This window comes from Leptospira jelokensis, from assembly GCF_004769635.1.
GTDB classification, from domain to species: domain Bacteria; phylum Spirochaetota; class Leptospiria; order Leptospirales; family Leptospiraceae; genus Leptospira_A; species Leptospira_A jelokensis.
Genome location: NZ_RQGH01000028.1, coordinates 120767 through 138094 on the forward strand (window position 1 = coordinate 120767; position 17328 = coordinate 138094).

Genomic DNA, 17328 nt, shown 5'->3' on the forward strand with positions numbered 1-17328 from the left:
AGATGGATGATACTGTATACGAAGAACGAAAAACCCCTGCCGGTTTTCTCGTAAAGGTCCGACTTTCCAAACTGACTTATGTTGTCTTTACCGAGTCGGGACCTGAGGTCCCCAAGGGTGCCAAAAACAACTCCATTGTGGTCAATGTCCCTCGGGTGGGTTTTTTCGGAGACGACTTCGACGTCTCCCATTTCCACTTGGGGGAACTTTCCTTTGTGAATGTCAAAGCTGGAAAAATGGTCATCCCATACCAACACGGATTCTCCAATGAAATCAAAACGATTTATTTGGGAACGGGGAGCCAAAGTGACGTCCTCCCTGTTGTCATTTACCACTACAAAAACAAAGAAGAATTGATGGCAGCTTGGGAGAAGGGTGAACAGGCCCAGTTTTTGGTTGTGGACGAAGAGATCCCTCGTTCGGACATGGTGTCTTTCAAAATCCGTTATCCAAGTATGAATATCCTTGTGATCAAAAAAAGGATCAATACCTCTGCGGAATCGCAGTCCCCTAAAACAGAAGAATCCAAAGACAAGGGTGTCGTGGACTATGACAAAGTCCGTGCCACCGATGTGGCGAAAAACCAGAACCTAAACACCTACAGCGAAAATCCTGTTTTCCTTGCAAGGATCCACTTGCGAGCCATGGAACTCGATAAGGTGAAACAGCTCCTCCTTGATTTCCATCTTTCCTCTGACGATGTGATGTTCATCCGTACATTTTTAGATGTGATGATCAAAAATGAGTACAAGAAGCCGGAACTTGACTCAGTCAAACCACAGCTCATTGCCATGAATGAAGCCTTTCGATTGGCAGTTCTCATTTTAGAATTCCAAGTGGAAGTATTTGAAAAAGAATTGGATGTGGGATTTTCGAAAGATATCTCCCATATGATTTATGCCCTACTTGCCAAAGAGCAGGACCTGGCCAAAGACCTGGAACATGAAATTGTTTTATGGGAATGGAAACTTCGGGTAAGAGCTTCCCTCTACAAAAAATAGCCAAAATTTCCAAAAAAAAGCTTTATTTTTCCCTGATTTCGGTGAAAACTATGGATATCTATATGTTTTTCGCGGTAAAATTCAAAAATTTGGCACGGAACTTGCTTAAAGTTGCGCCCTTGCTCTGCCTGCTTGGATTTTTGATTTTTCCTCAATCTGGTCTTTTGGCAAACGAGTGGGACAAACCCGTTGTCCTTTTGGAAGAACCACTCCAACCAGCCATTGAACTCCGCGACGGAAAAATTGCAGAAGTTCGTGTTGGATCCGAAACAGAAATTGCATTGGAAACTCCGGAATCCTTCCTTGGGTTTCATTCCAATCTGGGAAATGAAACTTCTGGTTCTCGCATCACTTCTGTTCCTTGTGCAATTTCAAATGCACAACTTTCTGCCCACTTGGAAAAATCAAATACCCTCATCCCTCTTTCCATTTCAAATTCTGAAGTAGGGCCAAACCATTCTTACGTCTGTCCGGAGCAATTTGGCGTAAAATCGATTGCCAACCCAGGACTTTTTGGTTTTCTGGGGATATGTCTCAGCCGAAGCGAGTTGCCTTCCAAAAATTCCTCAACGCCATGCGAAAACTTTCCACTGAAGTCAATGACTCAGAAATCTGCAAACGATTGGAAATCCTCATGGCAACGAGTAAGGACGACCTCCCTTTGGCACATGTCAACCAACTCCTCCAGGAGCCAAAAGACTTCGATCCAAAGACCATCCCAGAGCCTTACACCCAGTATGTCCGACACTTCATCTACATGGTCAAACGCAATGGAAGAATCCCTAGCGACATCCTCGCCACTGTTGATGAGCCAGGAACGGAAGGAACAGGTTCTCGGTCTGGAAAAAAATCCAGCAAACAGCAAAGTACTGCCTCTGGCACAAAACCCAAGAAGGCCAGTGCCAAATCGAGTCTTGCTGTAAAAAAATCAAAATCTACCCAAGCAAAATCTAAAAAATAAACTACGAAGCCGTAGTCCTTCCTTTGGGTTGTAGTTCCCAATGACCCAAAACCGAACTTTTCCTAGCCATTCACCTTCCCTGTGCGCACCACAGGGCGAATTGGCGGGAATATCCACTTCCAACCGTTTCCATCAAATCTCAAAAAAATGCCCAAATTTAGTCAAATATATGCTGTAAGAAAGCGATTTTTCACCTCGCGGCCCCGAAATTCCTCTCCCGTGCTCCGAACCAAGGCCAGATTGTAAAAACTGCCTAAATTAAGTCACTTATTTAGAGGGACCGATTGGGCATAGAAGTGGCGATGGGAGGGCAGGCAACTTTGGATCCAATCAGTCCCCGTGACGACAAGTAGGCAGCCAGTGCCAAACTGTGGGCACCGAAACACCTTAGCTGCCAGTTTTCCGGCGCCAGCCATCAGGCAGAAGTAAGGAATCCGATGGTTGCCCAATTGACGTCACTCGGGGCGGCTACAGACCAAATGGTCGATGTGAGGAGAGGGCATAAGAATGGCTTTCGAAAGATTGCCCTTTCGATTCGGCCCACTGCCGAAAATGCGCCAATTAGGACCGTCTACCGATGCAAAAAACACCCGCAAAGGATGCTTGAAAAATGGCACTCCGAGGGGAATCGGGAAAAGAGGCATAGAGATGGGCCCCTTTCATTAAAGAGGGCAGGAAACAAAGCAGGCATTGGGTAGAGCGATTGGATGCGGGTTCATCGCGGCCCCGTTTTGCCGAAAATCCGGCATTTAAACGGAGAAAATAAGGAATTTTTGGGGATTTCGCCTGTAGGTCTCACAACGGGGTTTTTGCCGTTTCTGCCTCCCGGCGCCTCTGAATTTTGGCGGTATATCTGCCAAAATGTCATGTGTAGACAGATTGCATACACCTGTAAAATTGGCAGATTTTGGAATATTGGTTGCCAGACAGGTCCTCCTCCTCATCTTTCCCTGGTATGGCAGAAACGATACGTTTGCGGGTGAAGTGCCACGCATGCTCCAATGTGATTGAAGGAACGGCAAAATATGGATCTGGTCACTTCGTTCCAGAAGGTGTCTCATTTGAATTTGTGGCTGTTGGGAAGGTGGAAGACTCAAAAGGACGAAGGGTAAAGGCTGAAGTCACTTGTGTCTGCCCCAATTGTGGGGTAAAATGCAAATACAATGTATAATGACTAATATTAAGCAATAAAATGCTATTTAATTCGGCAATCTATGCACTTTTTTTGGGTGCCACATTTCTTTTCTACTCCTTGCTCCGTGTTTCGCTTGCTCGACTTGGGCACATTCTATCACTTTATTCAGCAAGAATTCGACGATATTTGGTCGTTTATTTGCTTATTATTAGTCTTTTATTCTATGGTTATTGGAGTATTTACTACTTAATTTTAATCATTTGGATTGCCTTGGTTGATTTTTTGATCGCAAAGGCAATCTTTCGCTCCGCTTCGGACCGCAGGCGTTTCTGGGTTCTTTGGGTATCGCTTGCCAATAGCCTGGGAATCTTAATTTTCTTTAAATATGGTCACTTTATTGCTGAAAATTGGGCAATAATATCGGGAAGCCCTTTGCCAGCCGATGATCCATTTTGGAGCCAGTGGCTCCTTCCAGTTGGAATTTCTTTTTACACCTTTCAGTCGGTCTCTTATGTAGTGGATGTTTACCGAAAGGAGTTGCATCCCGAGTCCAAGTTTTCATCTTATTTGCTCTTTCTCAGTTTTTTCCCGCAATTGGTGGCAGGTCCAATCGTGACGGCGAAATCGTTTTTGCCCCAAATCCGACGGCCGATGGATTTTTCACGGATCCCTCTCCTCTTCGGGATTTTTTTGATCCTACTGGGGTTGTTTAAGAAAATGGTATTGGCTGACCATTTGGCTGAAGTTTCTGATTTGGTATTTTCTCATCCGGCCGGTATGTCGACTCGGTCCCTATGGATTGGGATGTTTTCCTATTCCTTCCAAATCTATTGTGATTTTTCTGGTTACACCGATATTGCCCAAGGCACGGCACTTCTCTTTGGGTTTCGTTTGCCTGAAAATTTTCGAATGCCTTACCTTGCTTCTGGATTTTCCGAGTTTTGGACCAGGTGGCATATTTCCCTTTCCCAGTGGTTAAAAAAATACCTCTACTTCCCACTCGGTGGCAATCGATTGGGGCAATTGTTTACCTATCGCAATCTCATTCTCGTCATGGCAATTGGTGGTCTTTGGCATGGTGCTTCTTGGAATTTCGTCATTTGGGGTTTGGGTCATGGTGGGTTTCTTGTTTTGGAGAGGTGGATGGCAGAGAAGGTTGGAAAGTTTCATTTCCTAAATTGGAAACCAATCCAAATCCTTTTTACATTTTTCATTGTTACTCTCCTCTGGATTTTCTTTCGCAGTATCAATTTAGAGGATTCTCTGTGTTACCTACAGGGGGTTTTTGTGAAAAAAGACGGTTTTTCACTGCCTTACAGCTTAGAAATGAAGTTTGTTTATTGTGTTTCTCTTCTTTTATTAGGCCATATTATTGGGGCCAGATACTTTAAGGAAAACAAACAGTTGTTAGGGATGTTTCAAAAAATGCAAAATTCCTTAGGAAAATCGTTGCTTTTTGCTTTTTTGGCAGTGATCGGTTTGGTGCTCGTCGTTTTGTATTCAGCGGAAAGTAAACCATTTGTTTACTTTGTGTTTTAGGGAATTTTATGAAAAAACGGATTATTTTCCTTATTTGTTTTTTGGTGTTTCTTGTGGGGATTGATTTTTTGTTTTTTAGGAAAATCCAATTCCTTTTACCAAACGAATCTCCTTGGAATACCAACCATTTCTTTAATTTTTTGTATGAGTATGAAAGGATCCGTTCCCTTCCCAAAACCAAAAAACGAATCATCATTGTGGGTAGTTCTGTAGCTTACTATTCCTTAGATGCAAAGGCATTGGAAAAGTCCTTACTTGAAAAATTTTCATTGGATGTAGATGTTTTTTATTTAGCATATGCGGGGAATAGTCCCCTCTATGTATATTTATTACTGGGTTGGTTAGAGCCTTTGGCTCCTGATTTGGTTGTATATCCGGTTAATTTTATTGATTACCGTCTCCACCGAACATATGTTTTGTTCCCTGAAGGAAGGAATGATTCCGTGGAAGAAACAGTTATGGTGCAAGATGCTCTGACGTTTACGGAGGCTCCCCAATCTTTATGGGTATTCCCTTGGGAGACAATCAGAGAAGTTGGATCTGCCATGGACATGGAAACTCTTTCGCGGTATCTGGTTTCCTCAGGTTTTTCGTTTTATCGTTATAAAGATATTTACGAGCAAAACTTACAAAATCTCTTCCAACACCGATTTGGTCGGAATACAAGTTATCATTCTTATATGGGTGTTTCCATCCCTGAGGGTGTGAACGGGCTTGGTTGGACGGGGAAACAGTTTAGCTTTTACCCAACCAAAAAAATGGAAGAAAAAGGGATTTGGTTAGAGGTGACCCCCTTTTTACTTTCCGGTTCTTCGTGTCAGTTGGAGTTTTCGAATGGCGAAACAAAACAAGTTGTGGAACTACGTGAGCCGCGTTGGACCAAAATCCACTTGGATCTTGCTTTTTTTCGAGAAAATAAACAAATCACCGCAACACTGGAACGAGTTTGGTTTGCCCATGAAGCAAGTGGTGCCTACCTAGACTACCATTGGGATCCAATGGGTGTGCGTTTAGAACAAACCTTTGGTTTGGAAGAACCGAAATCTGGTGTCCAATACATACGCGAGCCAAGGACGGAAGACTTTCGCTACAATGGGATGGATGATGAAACTTACACTCGGTATTTTTACTATCGATTGTTAGAAGGTTTGGAAAAGCGGCCGGGGATAGGTTATTTAGTCGCATTAAAAAATGCCAAAGAACGGATTCGAAGCGAGAAATTCCGTCCCATCTTCCATTTTCGTTACATCCAAAAAATTGCGGAACATTTCCGAAATCGGAATCTTCCCTTTTTACTCATCAACAACCCAGAAAATCCAATCTCACTCCGTTGGTATGAAGGTTCCGACTGGTACAAAGACCACTTACAATACCTACAATCTTTGGAATCAGGATCAGTCCATTTTTGGGACATCCACAATGCACTTCCGATGCAGGGATTTTCCGATTTCCATCACTTCACTTATGTGGGAATGGAGCAAATGAATTCGATTTATGCGGAAAGAATTGGAAATCTCTTTCCGAAATAACATGTTTTTCAATCCTTACATTAGATAAGGAAAATTATGGAAAAAATCAAAGTTGGAGTCCTGGGCGCAACAGGATCCGTCGGTCAAAGATTCATTCAACTTTTGGAGGATCACCCTTATTTTACGGTGACTCATTTAGCAGCTTCTGAAAAAAGTGCAGGCCAAACCTATGGTGAGGTGATGAAGTCGCGTTGGAAGATTTCTTCTGACATTCCTTCTTATGCAAAAGACATTATCATTTCATTACCAGATCCAAATGTAACAAAGGGCGTGCAACTTGTGTTTAGCGGTCTTGATGCTTCCATTGCTGGGGAAGTGGAAACTGCTTATGCGGAAGCAGGGGTTATGGTTTTATCCAATTCCAAAAATCACAGGATGGACCCTAATGTCCCAATCCTTTCTGCGGAAGTGAACGCACACCATTTGGATGTTCTCTCAGCACAAACAACAAAAGGAAAGATCATCACAAATTCAAATTGTACGATTATGGGTGTGACGATTTCTTTAAAACCTTTGATGGATGCGTTTGGTTTGAAATCAGTGATGTTATTTTCGATGCAAGCAATCTCTGGTGCGGGTTATCCTGGTGTTCCAACCATGGATATCCTTGGTAATGTAGTGCCATACATTGGCGGCGAAGAAGACAAAGCAGAAATCGAACCACAAAAATGTTTGGGGACTGTAGAAGGTGGGGTCATCAAATCGGCAGATTTTAAAATTTCGGCTCATTGTAACCGAGTGCCTGTGTTCGATGGACACACCGTTTGTGTTTCGGTAGCATTTGATAAAAAACCAAAAAAAGAAGAGATTTTAAAGGTTTGGGCCGATTTTAAAGGGGAACCTCAGAAATTGGGATTGCCGTTTGCACCAAACCCCGCTATCCTTTACCGCGAAGAAAACGATCGCCCCCAACCACGTCTCGATTTGGACACAGGAAAGGGCATGACAACTGTTGTCGGAAGGTTACGAGAGGATTCTATCTTGGACTGGAAATGGGTTGTTTTATCGCATAACACGATTCGAGGTGCTGCAGGGGCAGCCATTTTGAATGCTGAGTTATTGTATAAAAAAGGATATTTTAAGTAAGGATTCACCCGTTACATGTTAGATCCAAATCTCCCAGAATTAAAAGTCATGGACTACACTGCCTGTCTCCAAAAGGTGCAGGCAATGGATTCTCGCGGAGATTTTTCTTATAAAGGGATTTATAAGGTACTACTTGTTATCTTTGAATGGACAGATAAGTTTTTACAAAATAGGGTTCTGCCGAATGTAGAACAAATTGAACGAGATAGTTCGATTGATCGGGATCGCACGGAAAACTATGTGATTGATCTTAGTTACAAACAGAATCCTGCCATCATCAAAAAATTAAATGTTTTGGAATTCCACCCAAATGAACCTGGGGATCCGGAAAATCCAAAAACTTACATCAAACACAATACTGTTTTTGCAAGGCCAACTACCTCTGATGGAGGAACTGCCTTCCGATATGCACTTGGATTGAATGAACTTTCGACCACTGCAATCAAGGGTTGGTTCAATGAAAAAAGAAAGTATGTTGGGAAAGAAAAAATGCGTAAGGTCATCAAAGCAGCAGTGGATGCGAATCGATTGTTTGATACCTATGCTTCCACTGAAATTGGAAATTTGTTCCAATGTCCATATGACAAAACAAAGGTGCAAAAAGATGCAACCATTGTCATCCATCTAAAACCAATCTTAAAACAGTTGGTAGATGATAAAATTTTGTTTTTCTTTCGGAATGATTCGGCTTCAAGGCCTGCAAATAAAAGTGTCTTTTTATACAATAGGCCATCGGAAATTGCCGATCGGTATGAAGCTTATGTGGATTATGCCAAAAATACAATTTACCCTGCCTTAAAAAACTTAGGTGTTATGGGGGATGTCACCGAAGATTCTTGGAATTCACCTAAAAACATTTTAACAGAAATCAAAGGATACATGAACGAATCCTATGGTGACCAAAAAACGCTTATGGAAGAGTGTTTGGTATTAAATGAAATCATAGAAAAAGATAAAGAAAGAGAAGAAAAACAAAAACGTAAACAACACATCGAAGACCTGATGGCATTCCTTGCGGAAGCTGGTCGTATCGTTGAGGTGAATTTATTACGAGTGAGTGGTGAGCCATTGACAGATGAATTCCGGTCAATGTTATTGTCACAACCAGAGGTATTATATACGGAATATGCCGACAAACGAGTGTACAATGAATTCATTTTGCACAAATCTTGTATCCCACAAGCAATTGAGTCGGCAAAACGTACGTTCCAAATCAAACATTCGGATTTAGAAATTCGTGTTCTCAACCAAATGAACGTGACTCTCCATTTAAATGATGAGAGTCCAAAACGACTCTTAGAAGAAATTGAATCACAAAGTTTATTTCAGTTTTTGCCATTTTTTACTCGGTTGTGGCGGATGATCATGGGAAGTATGACGGTACATAAATTTGAAATCCCTCCGATCAAAGCCCGTTTGCAACAGCAACTCACGAGGGATTTGGCGAGCCAAAAAGCAAAGAAAATATCCCAAGAAAAAGAAAAATTGGTGAAAGCAAGGTTAAAAGAAAGAGAAGAAGCGGAAAAAGAAGCGGAACGCAAATCAAAACAAAGCCATTCCCAATCGACTGCTACATCAAATAGTTCTTCTGACGAAGATGAGGACCAAGAGTCTGTCAAACAAGGCAGTCCTGAGGAAGAAAAAAAATGGAAAGAATCCATTGAAACTGTTGTTCGCATTTTAGATGAAGCTTGGGAGTTTGGTGTCTTCCCCGACCGCGAATATGTTTTATCAAAACTCAACGGTAAGTTTACAGAAGAAAATTTGATCTTTTTCCTTAAAAAATTTGGAGGAAAGGAAATCTATAGTTTTCCAATCCGCAACCAAAGAGAGAAGTTCCCTTGGCCCATTCTTGTTTCAACTGGGTATTTGAAACGGCATGGCAAAAAACTTTTAGATAAGGTTTCTGCTGAGAGCGAAAAACAACGAAACGACAAATTCCCTAACCAAGAAAAATTCGACATTGCGGAATCGCAGTTGGATTTTTTAAACCGAATTTTACCCAAATTAAAACCTTAACATTATGCCAGCAATTGAACAATTAAGAGCCAGAAAAACCAAGATCGTTTGCACCATAGGTCCAGCGACAGCATCAAAAGAAATGATCCGAAGTTTAGCTTTGGCGGGGATGAATATCGCAAGGATCAACATGAGTCATGGTGATCACGAGTTCCATAGGAAAATCATTCGCATCATCAAATCATTAAACAAAGACGAATTACATAAACAACCGATCTCCATTTTGTTAGATACACAAGGACCAGAAATTAGAACTGGGGATGTCCAAAATGATTTACACTTAAAAGTGGGTGAGACTTTTACCTTCCACATCATTCCAGGGATGGAAGCAGAAGCACAAAGTGTTTTTGTGAATTACCGTGATATCGTAAAAGATTTAAAAGTAGGCGATAAAGTCACAGTGGATAACGGACTTATCAACCTTGCCGTCCAAGAGATCCGTGAAAACGAACTTGTCTGTACTGTGTTAGATGGTGGAAAATTAGGATCCAGAAAACATATTAATCTGCCAGGGATTCGAGTGAATATCCCTTCGATCACACCAAAAGATTTGAAAGACATTTTGTTTGGATTAGAAGAGGACATTGATTTTGTGGCCTTGTCATTTGTACGATCACAAGAAGATGTGGTACAACTTCGTGGCATCATCGATGAAAAAAAACACCATGCGCAAATCATTGCTAAAATTGAAGACCAAGAGGGCTTAAAAAACTTAGACGAGATCATCAAATCGTCTGATGGTATTATGGTGGCACGTGGCGATTTGGGAGTTGAGATTGAAATCGAAGAACTTCCTATCGTACAGAGACGAATTATCAAACGTTGCCAAGAAGAAGGAAAACGAGTTATCGTTGCTACCCATTTACTTGAATCGATGATCCATAATCCGTCTCCAACTAGAGCTGAAGTAACGGACGTAGCCAATGCCGTGTATGAAGAAGCAGATGCCATTATGTTATCTGGTGAAACGGCAATGGGCAAGTATCCAGTTCGTTGTGTGGAAATGTTAGATAAAATTGCGCGTCGAATGGAGATGTCGATTAACTTAGGTCTTGCGGCACAACGTAAACCAAAAGACCAAAAGGAAGAAATGGCAAGATCTGCGGCAAATCTTGCAGATTCCATGCAAGCACACGCGATCATCGCCATCACAAGGCGAGGGATTACTGCAAATAATTTAGCATCGTTTCACCCGAGATACCCCATTGTCCATGCTTTTACAAACATGACATCTGTTAGGCGAAAGCTTTGGTTAACTCGAGGTGTCATTCCCTACCGAGTGGATTTTTCTTCCGATCCTGAAAAAACGATCAAACTTGCCATCCAAACGTTAGTGAATAATGGATATTTGCAAATGGGTGAAAAAGTAGTCATTTTATCTGACATCATTGCGGGTGAAGAAAGAGTCGAAACCATTCAAGTCCGCGAAGTCAAATAACGCATGCCATTTAGGGGAACGACGATTTGGTTGGTAATGCTATCAACAATGGTCGTTTTTCCTTTATTTACTGAAGAAAGAAAATCAGATGTACCAGAGTGGTTGGGTGAATTCAAAAAACTCGACGAGAAAGAACTGGCCAACAAAAAAGAAGGTTGGTATGCAACAGGTCTGCCACTATTTGGAAATGATGCAGTCAATGGAGCTGGTCTTGGGATCCTAGCCAATATTTTTTATAACGGAACCAAGTCAGATTCCTCCTTTCAATATACTCCTTATGAACATATGTTTAATGTGGGAGTTTACAGAAGTAATCGTGGAACTCAAAACAACTACCTTGCTTGGGATGCTCCTTATTTTTTAGATACCGCCTATCGTTTGCGTGCTTATATTGGGCATGATGAAAGCCTTTATAACCAATACTTTGGAGTGGGGAAAGAAAGTTTACAACCATTGTACTACCGAGATCGTAATGCCGATGGAAGTAGAATCGTAAGGAATGCAACTTTTTCGGATTTTGAAAATGCAAATGCATATGCCAAAAACCAAGGGCCAGGCCGTGAGTTTGTTTCCACACAACACTATCACGATTACCAATTTGAAACTACTTATGGACAATTTGCTGCCGACAAAACAGTATTTCAAATTTTTCGCGTTTGGGGTGGTGTTGAGTTTTCTAAAAACATTGTTAGGCGCTACGATGGAAGATCAACGGACGCAAAAGACCCTCTCACCAGTGGCAAAGTCCCAGCCATCGAAGATGTATCTAAAATTACGGAAGATTCAAATTCAGGCAAAATCGTTGGTGTGAATGGTGGTAATCTAAATTACCTAAGGGCAGGGATTGCTTATGATACAAGAGACTACGAACCGGACCCTGATCGGGGATGGCTCATCGAATACAATATCAATAAAGCAGAACGAACCATAGGATCTGATTTTAATTATGTAAGACAGTTTGCTCAAATTAAAAATTTTTACCAACCATTCCCTAAACTTTTTGAAGAGTTTGTGATCGCACAACGTGTGGCACTCACCAAAGTAGAGGGGAATGTACCTTTTTTTGAATACCGATATTTGTTTTCAATTGATGGGCCCTTTGGTGCGTTAGGTGGACAGAATACTCTTCGTGGATACCGTCAGGAACGATTTTTTGGTCCTGTAATTGGTTTTTATAATATTGAATTCCGTTTTCGAGTGGGAAGTTTTTCTTTTTGGGATCAATTTTTTCAAGTCAGCATTGTTCCATTTTACGATGTGGGTCGTGTATGGGACAAATTACGCCAAGTGAATGCTTTGGATTACAAACATTCTCGAGGGTTAGGATTACGACTTGTTTGGGACCAAGCTACCGTAATCCTAATTGATTACGCTTATTCAAAAGAAGACCAATTGTTTTATGTAGACATTGGCCATACATTTTAAAGTTTTGTTAGTTGAATCTTTCCTTTCGGATCACTTCCACATCGTTCATAAAGATAACCATTGGATACTTTTCAAGGTATTTTTCCGAGATGATTTGGAATACCTTCAGGGCTTTCCCTTCCGAAACTAACGATTCCAATCGAATGTTTTTACCTTCCCATGATGTTAGGTGAGAGTGATTGATACCTTCCCCTTTTGCTTCGCTTATGGTATAACCTTTCACATTAACTGATTTCAATTCCGATACCAATCGATCTTGTAATGCTTCGTCAGCAATGATGGTGATGAGTTTTGCTTTTTCTAATTTCATGATTAGGCTCCGTAGAGGTATTTTGAGACAGCCAGGTATAAAGGTAACCCAACCGAAAGGTTAAAGGGGAAGGTGATGGCAAGGGAAGCTGTCAGATATATGGCTGGACTTGCCTCAGGGATGGCAATGCGAACAGCAGCAGGGGCAGCAATGTACGAAGCACTGGCACTGAGAGTTCCAAGTACCATGGCGCCACCCATTGATAATCCGATTCCATATCCTAAAAACAATCCAAACATAGCCGTACAGATAGGAAATAGGATTCCGAAACCAATCAAAAATACACCTGCTTTTTTTAGGTCTGCTAACCTTCTTCCTGTAACAATTCCTACTTCCAAAAGGAATAAAATCAACATGCCCCGGAAAGGTGTTTCAAAAAGTGGAGCAAATTGTTCGTGGCCTTTTTTTCCTGAGATCATTCCAATGAGGAGACCACCTAATAATAACAAGGTGCCTTTCCCTGTAAAAAGTTCATGTAGGATTTTATTCCAAGAAGATTCTTCGGATTTGTCTTTTGGGTTGATTTTGATGAGGAGTAAGGCAACAAGAATGGCCGGTACCTCCATAATGGCAAGTAAACTTGGCATAAATCCTTCATAACTGATTTGCAGTGAATCAAGGAACGCAAGGGCTTCACTAAATGTCACAGCCGAAACTGATCCGTAATGAGCAGCAAGGGCTGCCGCATTTGCTTTATCATACTTGCCAAATTTCGTTAACAACCCAAAAGCAATGAGCGGGATTGTGACACAAAGTATGAGTGCTGCGAGTGCCGGTCGGTAGAATTCGAGCAGTGTGGTGTTACTCAATTTGACACCACCTTTTAATCCAATCGCAAACAATAAATAAATGGTTAGCCCTGCATACATTCCATCAGGGAATTTAAGATCACTTTTGATCAGAGTTGCAATGATCCCGAGCAAAAATGCAAGGAACATTGGCGTCTGTAAATTGGCAACTAATGCGTGTAAAATGTCCATTTGTATATCCTACTTTGTGATGGAAGAGATGTAGTCTTCTGTCAGAAAATTCACTTTACCAGTTTCTAAATCGTAAACTGCACCCACGATTTGCAATTGGCCTTTGTTATAGTATTTGGATATAATTGGATCGAGTTTGCGTAGTGATACAACTTGTAACGCAACGTTGGCTTTGACAGCATTATCTAAAAAATCACCTTCCATGTGTTTGACCTTTTCGGCGGCTGGTTTAATGGCATTGGTAAGTGCGATGATGTGACCTGGAACTTCATCGGCTTTACACGCAGCACCCACAGCACCACAACTGGAATGGCCGAGGACAACAATCAGATTCACTCCAAGGACTGCTACGGAGAACTCAATCGAACCCCAAGAAGCGTAGGTAGAAACTTGACCTGCGGTTCGTAAGATAAAAAGGTCACCAAGTCCTTGGTCGAACACAATCTCATTTGGCACTCGTGAATCTGAACACCCTACGATCGTCGCAAATGGATTTTGTTTTTTGGAAACTTCTTTGATTCTCTCAACAGATTGGTTTGGGCGGATGGATTTTCCTTGTACAAATCTTAAATTACCTTCAACCAATCGTTGTAATGCTTCTTTAGCAGAAACACTGGTATTCCCACTCTGAGCCATTAGCTGTGCCGTAATGGAGAAAAAAAAGAAACAAATCAAAAACGTAAATCCTTTCATTGGATCCTCCTTGGCTTCCCTGATTCGATTTAAGGAGCCTTTAAAATACAAAAAAATAATTCGCGAATAAAAATACACGAAAAAATATACGTATGATGAAAAAAATGTAGGCCCTTGGTGTGAACAGTTCACACCTCAATTTTGAAAGGATCCTTGCTTCCTAAAGGAATGGAACTCGCATTCTGTTTCGTTTGGATGGATCGAAGTGAGTTTCGTTTTGGTTAGTTTCGAGTCGAAAGGATTCCAGAGAACACATCGAGAGAATGGATGAGTTGGTAGTCTGGTGATTGCCCGGCTTTTAACTCAAATTGGATGCGTTCATTGGCGGAACCATTTTTTTCCACCCATTGGCTAATCGTTGGTAGATCCAATAGGAATTTGGAATCCTTTGGTTGCATCTCTACCGACTCATTTTCTGTGAGATTGGAACTCGGTTTGGAAAATTTTGGGTTCTCATTTGCCCCATCAGCAATCCATATATCAGGTGTTATGCCGATGCCATGGAATGTTTTGCCATCGGGTAGGTATAAAAAACTTGTTGGGAATTTGATAAGGAAGGTTTCAAATCCTGGAACGTGCCTTAAATTATGAATGATCCCTTGTCCAAATGATTTTGTACCAAGAACTCTGCCTCGGTTTTGGTATTGTATCACTCCTGCGATTTGTTCTGATCCAGAGCCAGTATTTTCATTGATGAGGACTACCAATGGTAAATCAGTCATGGTGGAGTTTGTTGCAAAGGATTCGTTTGGTGGTGCATTTCGATTTTGAATTGATAATAGTAAACCTTTAGGAACAAACAAACGCATACATTCGATAACCATATCCAGAAATCCACCTGAATTGTCTCGTAGATCCAAAATGAAACCGTGGATCGTGATATTTTTGGTTTTTGCTTCTTCCATCAAGGATTGGTAGTTATCTTTGATGAGCTTGATAGAGTCTGAATCATTGCCTTTCAAAAATTTTAGAACTTTCATGTGAATGAAATTGTATTTGCCTGTTAGGATTTTTGCTTCTACAATTTTATCTTCTACTGATTCATCGCTCCAATTGGCCATTAATGGGATATTCAAGAAAAGGATTTGGTTAGTATTTCTTTGGATTTCGATTTTGATACTTTCACCAACTTTACCTTTGAGCATCGAATTTATCGTGGAGATTGATAGAAATCGAACTGAATTACCATTGATCGAAAGGATTTCGTCTTCCGTTTGGAAGCCTAATTTTTTTATGGAATGGGACTTCCGTAAGAGGTCTATGAACTTTCTTTTTGTTTTTGATTCTTTGATGGGAATCGAAATAGTAATAAAAGATTTTGGTTTGAATGAATCTTCCCATAATACTTGTTCGAAGATTGTCGTCGAAAATAATTTAGAAACATATCCTTCTAAGGCTGCGATTTCAATTTTTTCCCATTCTTGTTTGGAATCGGGTTGCTTATACTTCTTGTGAATTTGTTTGTTTAATACTTCCATGACTTCCTCAAGTTGTCCTTGTCCAAACGGAAGTTTTGTAAATTCCCCTTCTAGTTCTAATATGGTTTCGTCCGTTTTTAAATTTGGATTTTCTAAATCGGGGTTTTGGATGACGATCACGTCAGCCATTTCTCCATCTTGGATCACCTTCCCTTTGATTGCAGTATTGTATTTATGATAAAAGGATTTTGGGAGGAGGATATGATTGCCCAATCGTTCTGTTGCCACAATTGCCGCCGCTAAATGGGCACTCGGTAAATTCAATTCTTTGGGATAGATGATGTTTCGTTGCAAAAGAGTTTTGGTTTCCGTAATCCTTTTGGAGTAAAGGTACGTTTTATCCAAACCAGGAAGAGTTGAAAAAGTAGTGAGTGTTTCCGATTTCTGTTTTGGGAGTTGGCAGGTTAAAAAAAATAAAAAGATAGAGAATGAACCAATCAAGGTGAGTGGGGAGCGGTGGGAAAGTGGTTTCATCTGACGTGTACCTACCTGAGCTGATATAAAATGGCAATTTTACCGCCAACTAACAAACGATTTAGCGAACAGTTTTCTATTTCAATGAAAAGTCATATGCGAGTCAAATGACAGTTCCTGTAAAATTTCAGGTACTGTCAATAGAAGTAAGGGGAGAAGGGATTTGGGCTTCTTAGTGGTCAGGAGGTTTGTGACTGAGTGCAACCAAATGCAATGGATCTCCGAGGCATTTGGCAGGGAAAGGGAGGTAGTGATGAAAATGATTGCATGGGTAATTTTCTTTGGAAGGGAATTTTACACTGCGTGTAAAAAAAATCGCTCTAAAAGGCTACTGGAGTTTGAAATGGAATCGAAAAGGACCCATCGTACGAAAGTGTTTTTTGTGATGCCAATGCTACCCATTCGTTTCGAATGGATCTCACGTTGTCAAAACCCTTTTTTTAGTCCGTTGGTCCTTCTCTTGATTGGATACAGAGGAATCTTTCACTTCATTGGTATTTCTATCACAAGAAATTCTGATTTCACTGAAGCTTCAAAATGAACCTCATCAATCCCCCAAAGTCCTACTGCATCCCTTCGCCCAAGTTCTGTCCCTTCCACTTTGAGTTTTCCATTGATCAGGAAGGTATAAATCCCTTGGTTTGGTGCATGCACTTTGTAAGAAAGTGAATTGTTTGGCTCCAAGGTCGCTAAAGAAAAGTAGGCATCTTGGTTGATCCAAACAGCTTCCTCGTCAATGGGCGAAACAACGGTTTGGAACCTGTTCAATCTCCCGGCTTCGTGGAAAGACTTTTGGTCGTACCTCGGTTGGATATTGGCCACTTTCGGTAAAATCCAGATCTGCAAAAAATTCACTTTTTTCTCAGAACTATGATTGAATTCCGAATGTTGGATCCCAGAGCCTGCAGACATAATCTGCACATCTCCTGTTTTGATGATACCATTCGTACCTGTACTATCTTTATGCGCGAGTTCCCCAAATAAAGGGATGGAAACGATCTCCATATTTTGGTGGGGGTGGGTTCCAAATCCCATACTTGGTTCTACGATGTCGTCATTCAGTACGCGGAGTGCACCGAAGTTGGTTTTTTCAGGGTGGTACCAATGGCCAAAACTGAAGGAGTGATGGCTATCCAACCAACCAAAATTGACATGCCCGCGTTCGTTTGCAGGGTAGAATTTCTTTTGAACTGTGGTTTTGTTTGGGTTTGTTGCTTCCATATCAAATAGTTTAATATTAAACTATAATTTGTCAACCAA

The 17328-nt window shown here is 41.1% G+C and carries 15 protein-coding genes; 9 read left to right on the forward strand and 6 right to left on the reverse strand.

Translation table 11 applies throughout. From position 1 onward, the window contains the following. Nucleotides 1-2: 2 nt before the first annotated feature. Entirely contained in the window at nt 3-1001 is a 999-nt protein-coding gene (locus EHQ62_RS14535; protein ID WP_135644074.1) for a hypothetical protein, read from the forward strand. 105 nt (nt 1002-1106) lie between these two features. Here EHQ62_RS14535 and EHQ62_RS18590 read toward each other — a convergent pair whose 3' ends face one another. Continuing rightward, nucleotides 1107-1283 (reverse strand): hypothetical protein, encoded by a 177-nt coding sequence (locus tag EHQ62_RS18590; RefSeq protein WP_167482883.1) that lies wholly within the window; start codon nt 1281-1283, stop codon nt 1107-1109. A gap of 247 nt (nt 1284-1530) precedes the next feature. Here EHQ62_RS18590 and EHQ62_RS14540 point away from each other — a divergent pair, with 247 nt between their 5' ends. The 8 genes from EHQ62_RS14540 (at nt 1531) to omp85 (ending at nt 12133) form a co-directional block, all read left to right on the forward strand. After that, nucleotides 1531-1962 (forward strand): phosphatidylinositol phospholipase, encoded by a 432-nt coding sequence (locus tag EHQ62_RS14540; RefSeq protein ID WP_135644077.1) that lies wholly within the window; start codon nt 1531-1533, stop codon nt 1960-1962. Nucleotides 1963-2917: 955 nt separating this feature from the next. Beyond that, a complete protein-coding gene (locus EHQ62_RS14545; RefSeq protein WP_135644400.1) occupies nt 2918-3133 on the forward strand; it encodes a hypothetical protein in 216 nt (71 codons plus the stop codon). Nucleotides 3134-3379: 246 nt separating this feature from the next. Beyond that, entirely contained in the window at nt 3380-4636 is a 1257-nt protein-coding gene (locus tag EHQ62_RS14550; protein WP_279638329.1) for an MBOAT family O-acyltransferase, read from the forward strand. Nucleotides 4637-4644: 8 nt separating this feature from the next. Next, nucleotides 4645-6165 carry a hypothetical protein gene (locus tag EHQ62_RS14555; protein WP_135644083.1) on the forward strand — a complete coding sequence of 507 codons (1521 nt, stop codon included), beginning with the start codon at nt 4645-4647 and terminating at the stop codon, nt 6163-6165. A 36-nt stretch (nt 6166-6201) separates the two neighbouring features. Then, nucleotides 6202-7251 (forward strand): aspartate-semialdehyde dehydrogenase, encoded by a 1050-nt coding sequence (asd, locus tag EHQ62_RS14560; RefSeq protein WP_135644085.1) that lies wholly within the window; start codon nt 6202-6204, stop codon nt 7249-7251. 15 nt (nt 7252-7266) lie between these two features. Further along, the gene (locus EHQ62_RS14565; RefSeq protein ID WP_135644088.1) at nt 7267-9270 is read left to right on the forward strand and encodes a hypothetical protein; all 2004 of its coding nucleotides are present in this window, start codon (nt 7267-7269) and stop codon (nt 9268-9270) included. A 4-nt stretch (nt 9271-9274) separates the two neighbouring features. Beyond that, nucleotides 9275-10708, forward strand: a complete 1434-nt coding sequence (pyk, locus tag EHQ62_RS14570) for a pyruvate kinase (RefSeq protein ID WP_135644091.1) — start codon at nt 9275-9277, stop codon at nt 10706-10708. Between the two features lie 48 nt (nt 10709-10756). After that, nucleotides 10757-12133, forward strand: coding sequence for an Omp85 family outer membrane protein (gene omp85 / locus EHQ62_RS14575; protein ID WP_208720705.1), 1377 nt, complete (start codon nt 10757-10759; stop codon nt 12131-12133). A gap of 7 nt (nt 12134-12140) precedes the next feature. Here the strand turns inward: omp85 and EHQ62_RS14580 are convergent, their stop codons facing one another. The 5 genes from EHQ62_RS14580 to EHQ62_RS14600 all read right to left on the reverse strand — a co-directional run bounded on the left by EHQ62_RS14580 (nt 12141) and on the right by EHQ62_RS14600 (nt 17289). Continuing rightward, nucleotides 12141-12443, reverse strand: a complete 303-nt coding sequence (locus EHQ62_RS14580; protein WP_015679400.1) for a P-II family nitrogen regulator — start codon at nt 12441-12443, stop codon at nt 12141-12143. 2 nt (nt 12444-12445) lie between these two features. Next, entirely contained in the window at nt 12446-13423 is a 978-nt protein-coding gene (locus tag EHQ62_RS14585; RefSeq protein WP_135644097.1) for a sodium-dependent bicarbonate transport family permease, read from the reverse strand. 9 nt (nt 13424-13432) lie between these two features. Beyond that, nucleotides 13433-14116: a carbonic anhydrase gene (locus EHQ62_RS14590; RefSeq protein ID WP_135644099.1), complete on the reverse strand. Its 684-nt coding sequence runs from the start codon at nt 14114-14116 to the stop codon at nt 13433-13435. A gap of 221 nt (nt 14117-14337) precedes the next feature. After that, nucleotides 14338-16068 carry a S41 family peptidase gene (locus tag EHQ62_RS14595; protein WP_135644102.1) on the reverse strand — a complete coding sequence of 577 codons (1731 nt, stop codon included), beginning with the start codon at nt 16066-16068 and terminating at the stop codon, nt 14338-14340. A 483-nt stretch (nt 16069-16551) separates the two neighbouring features. Beyond that, the gene (locus EHQ62_RS14600) at nt 16552-17289 is read right to left on the reverse strand and encodes a pirin family protein (protein ID WP_135644104.1); all 738 of its coding nucleotides are present in this window, start codon (nt 17287-17289) and stop codon (nt 16552-16554) included. Nucleotides 17290-17328: the final 39 nt, after the last annotated feature.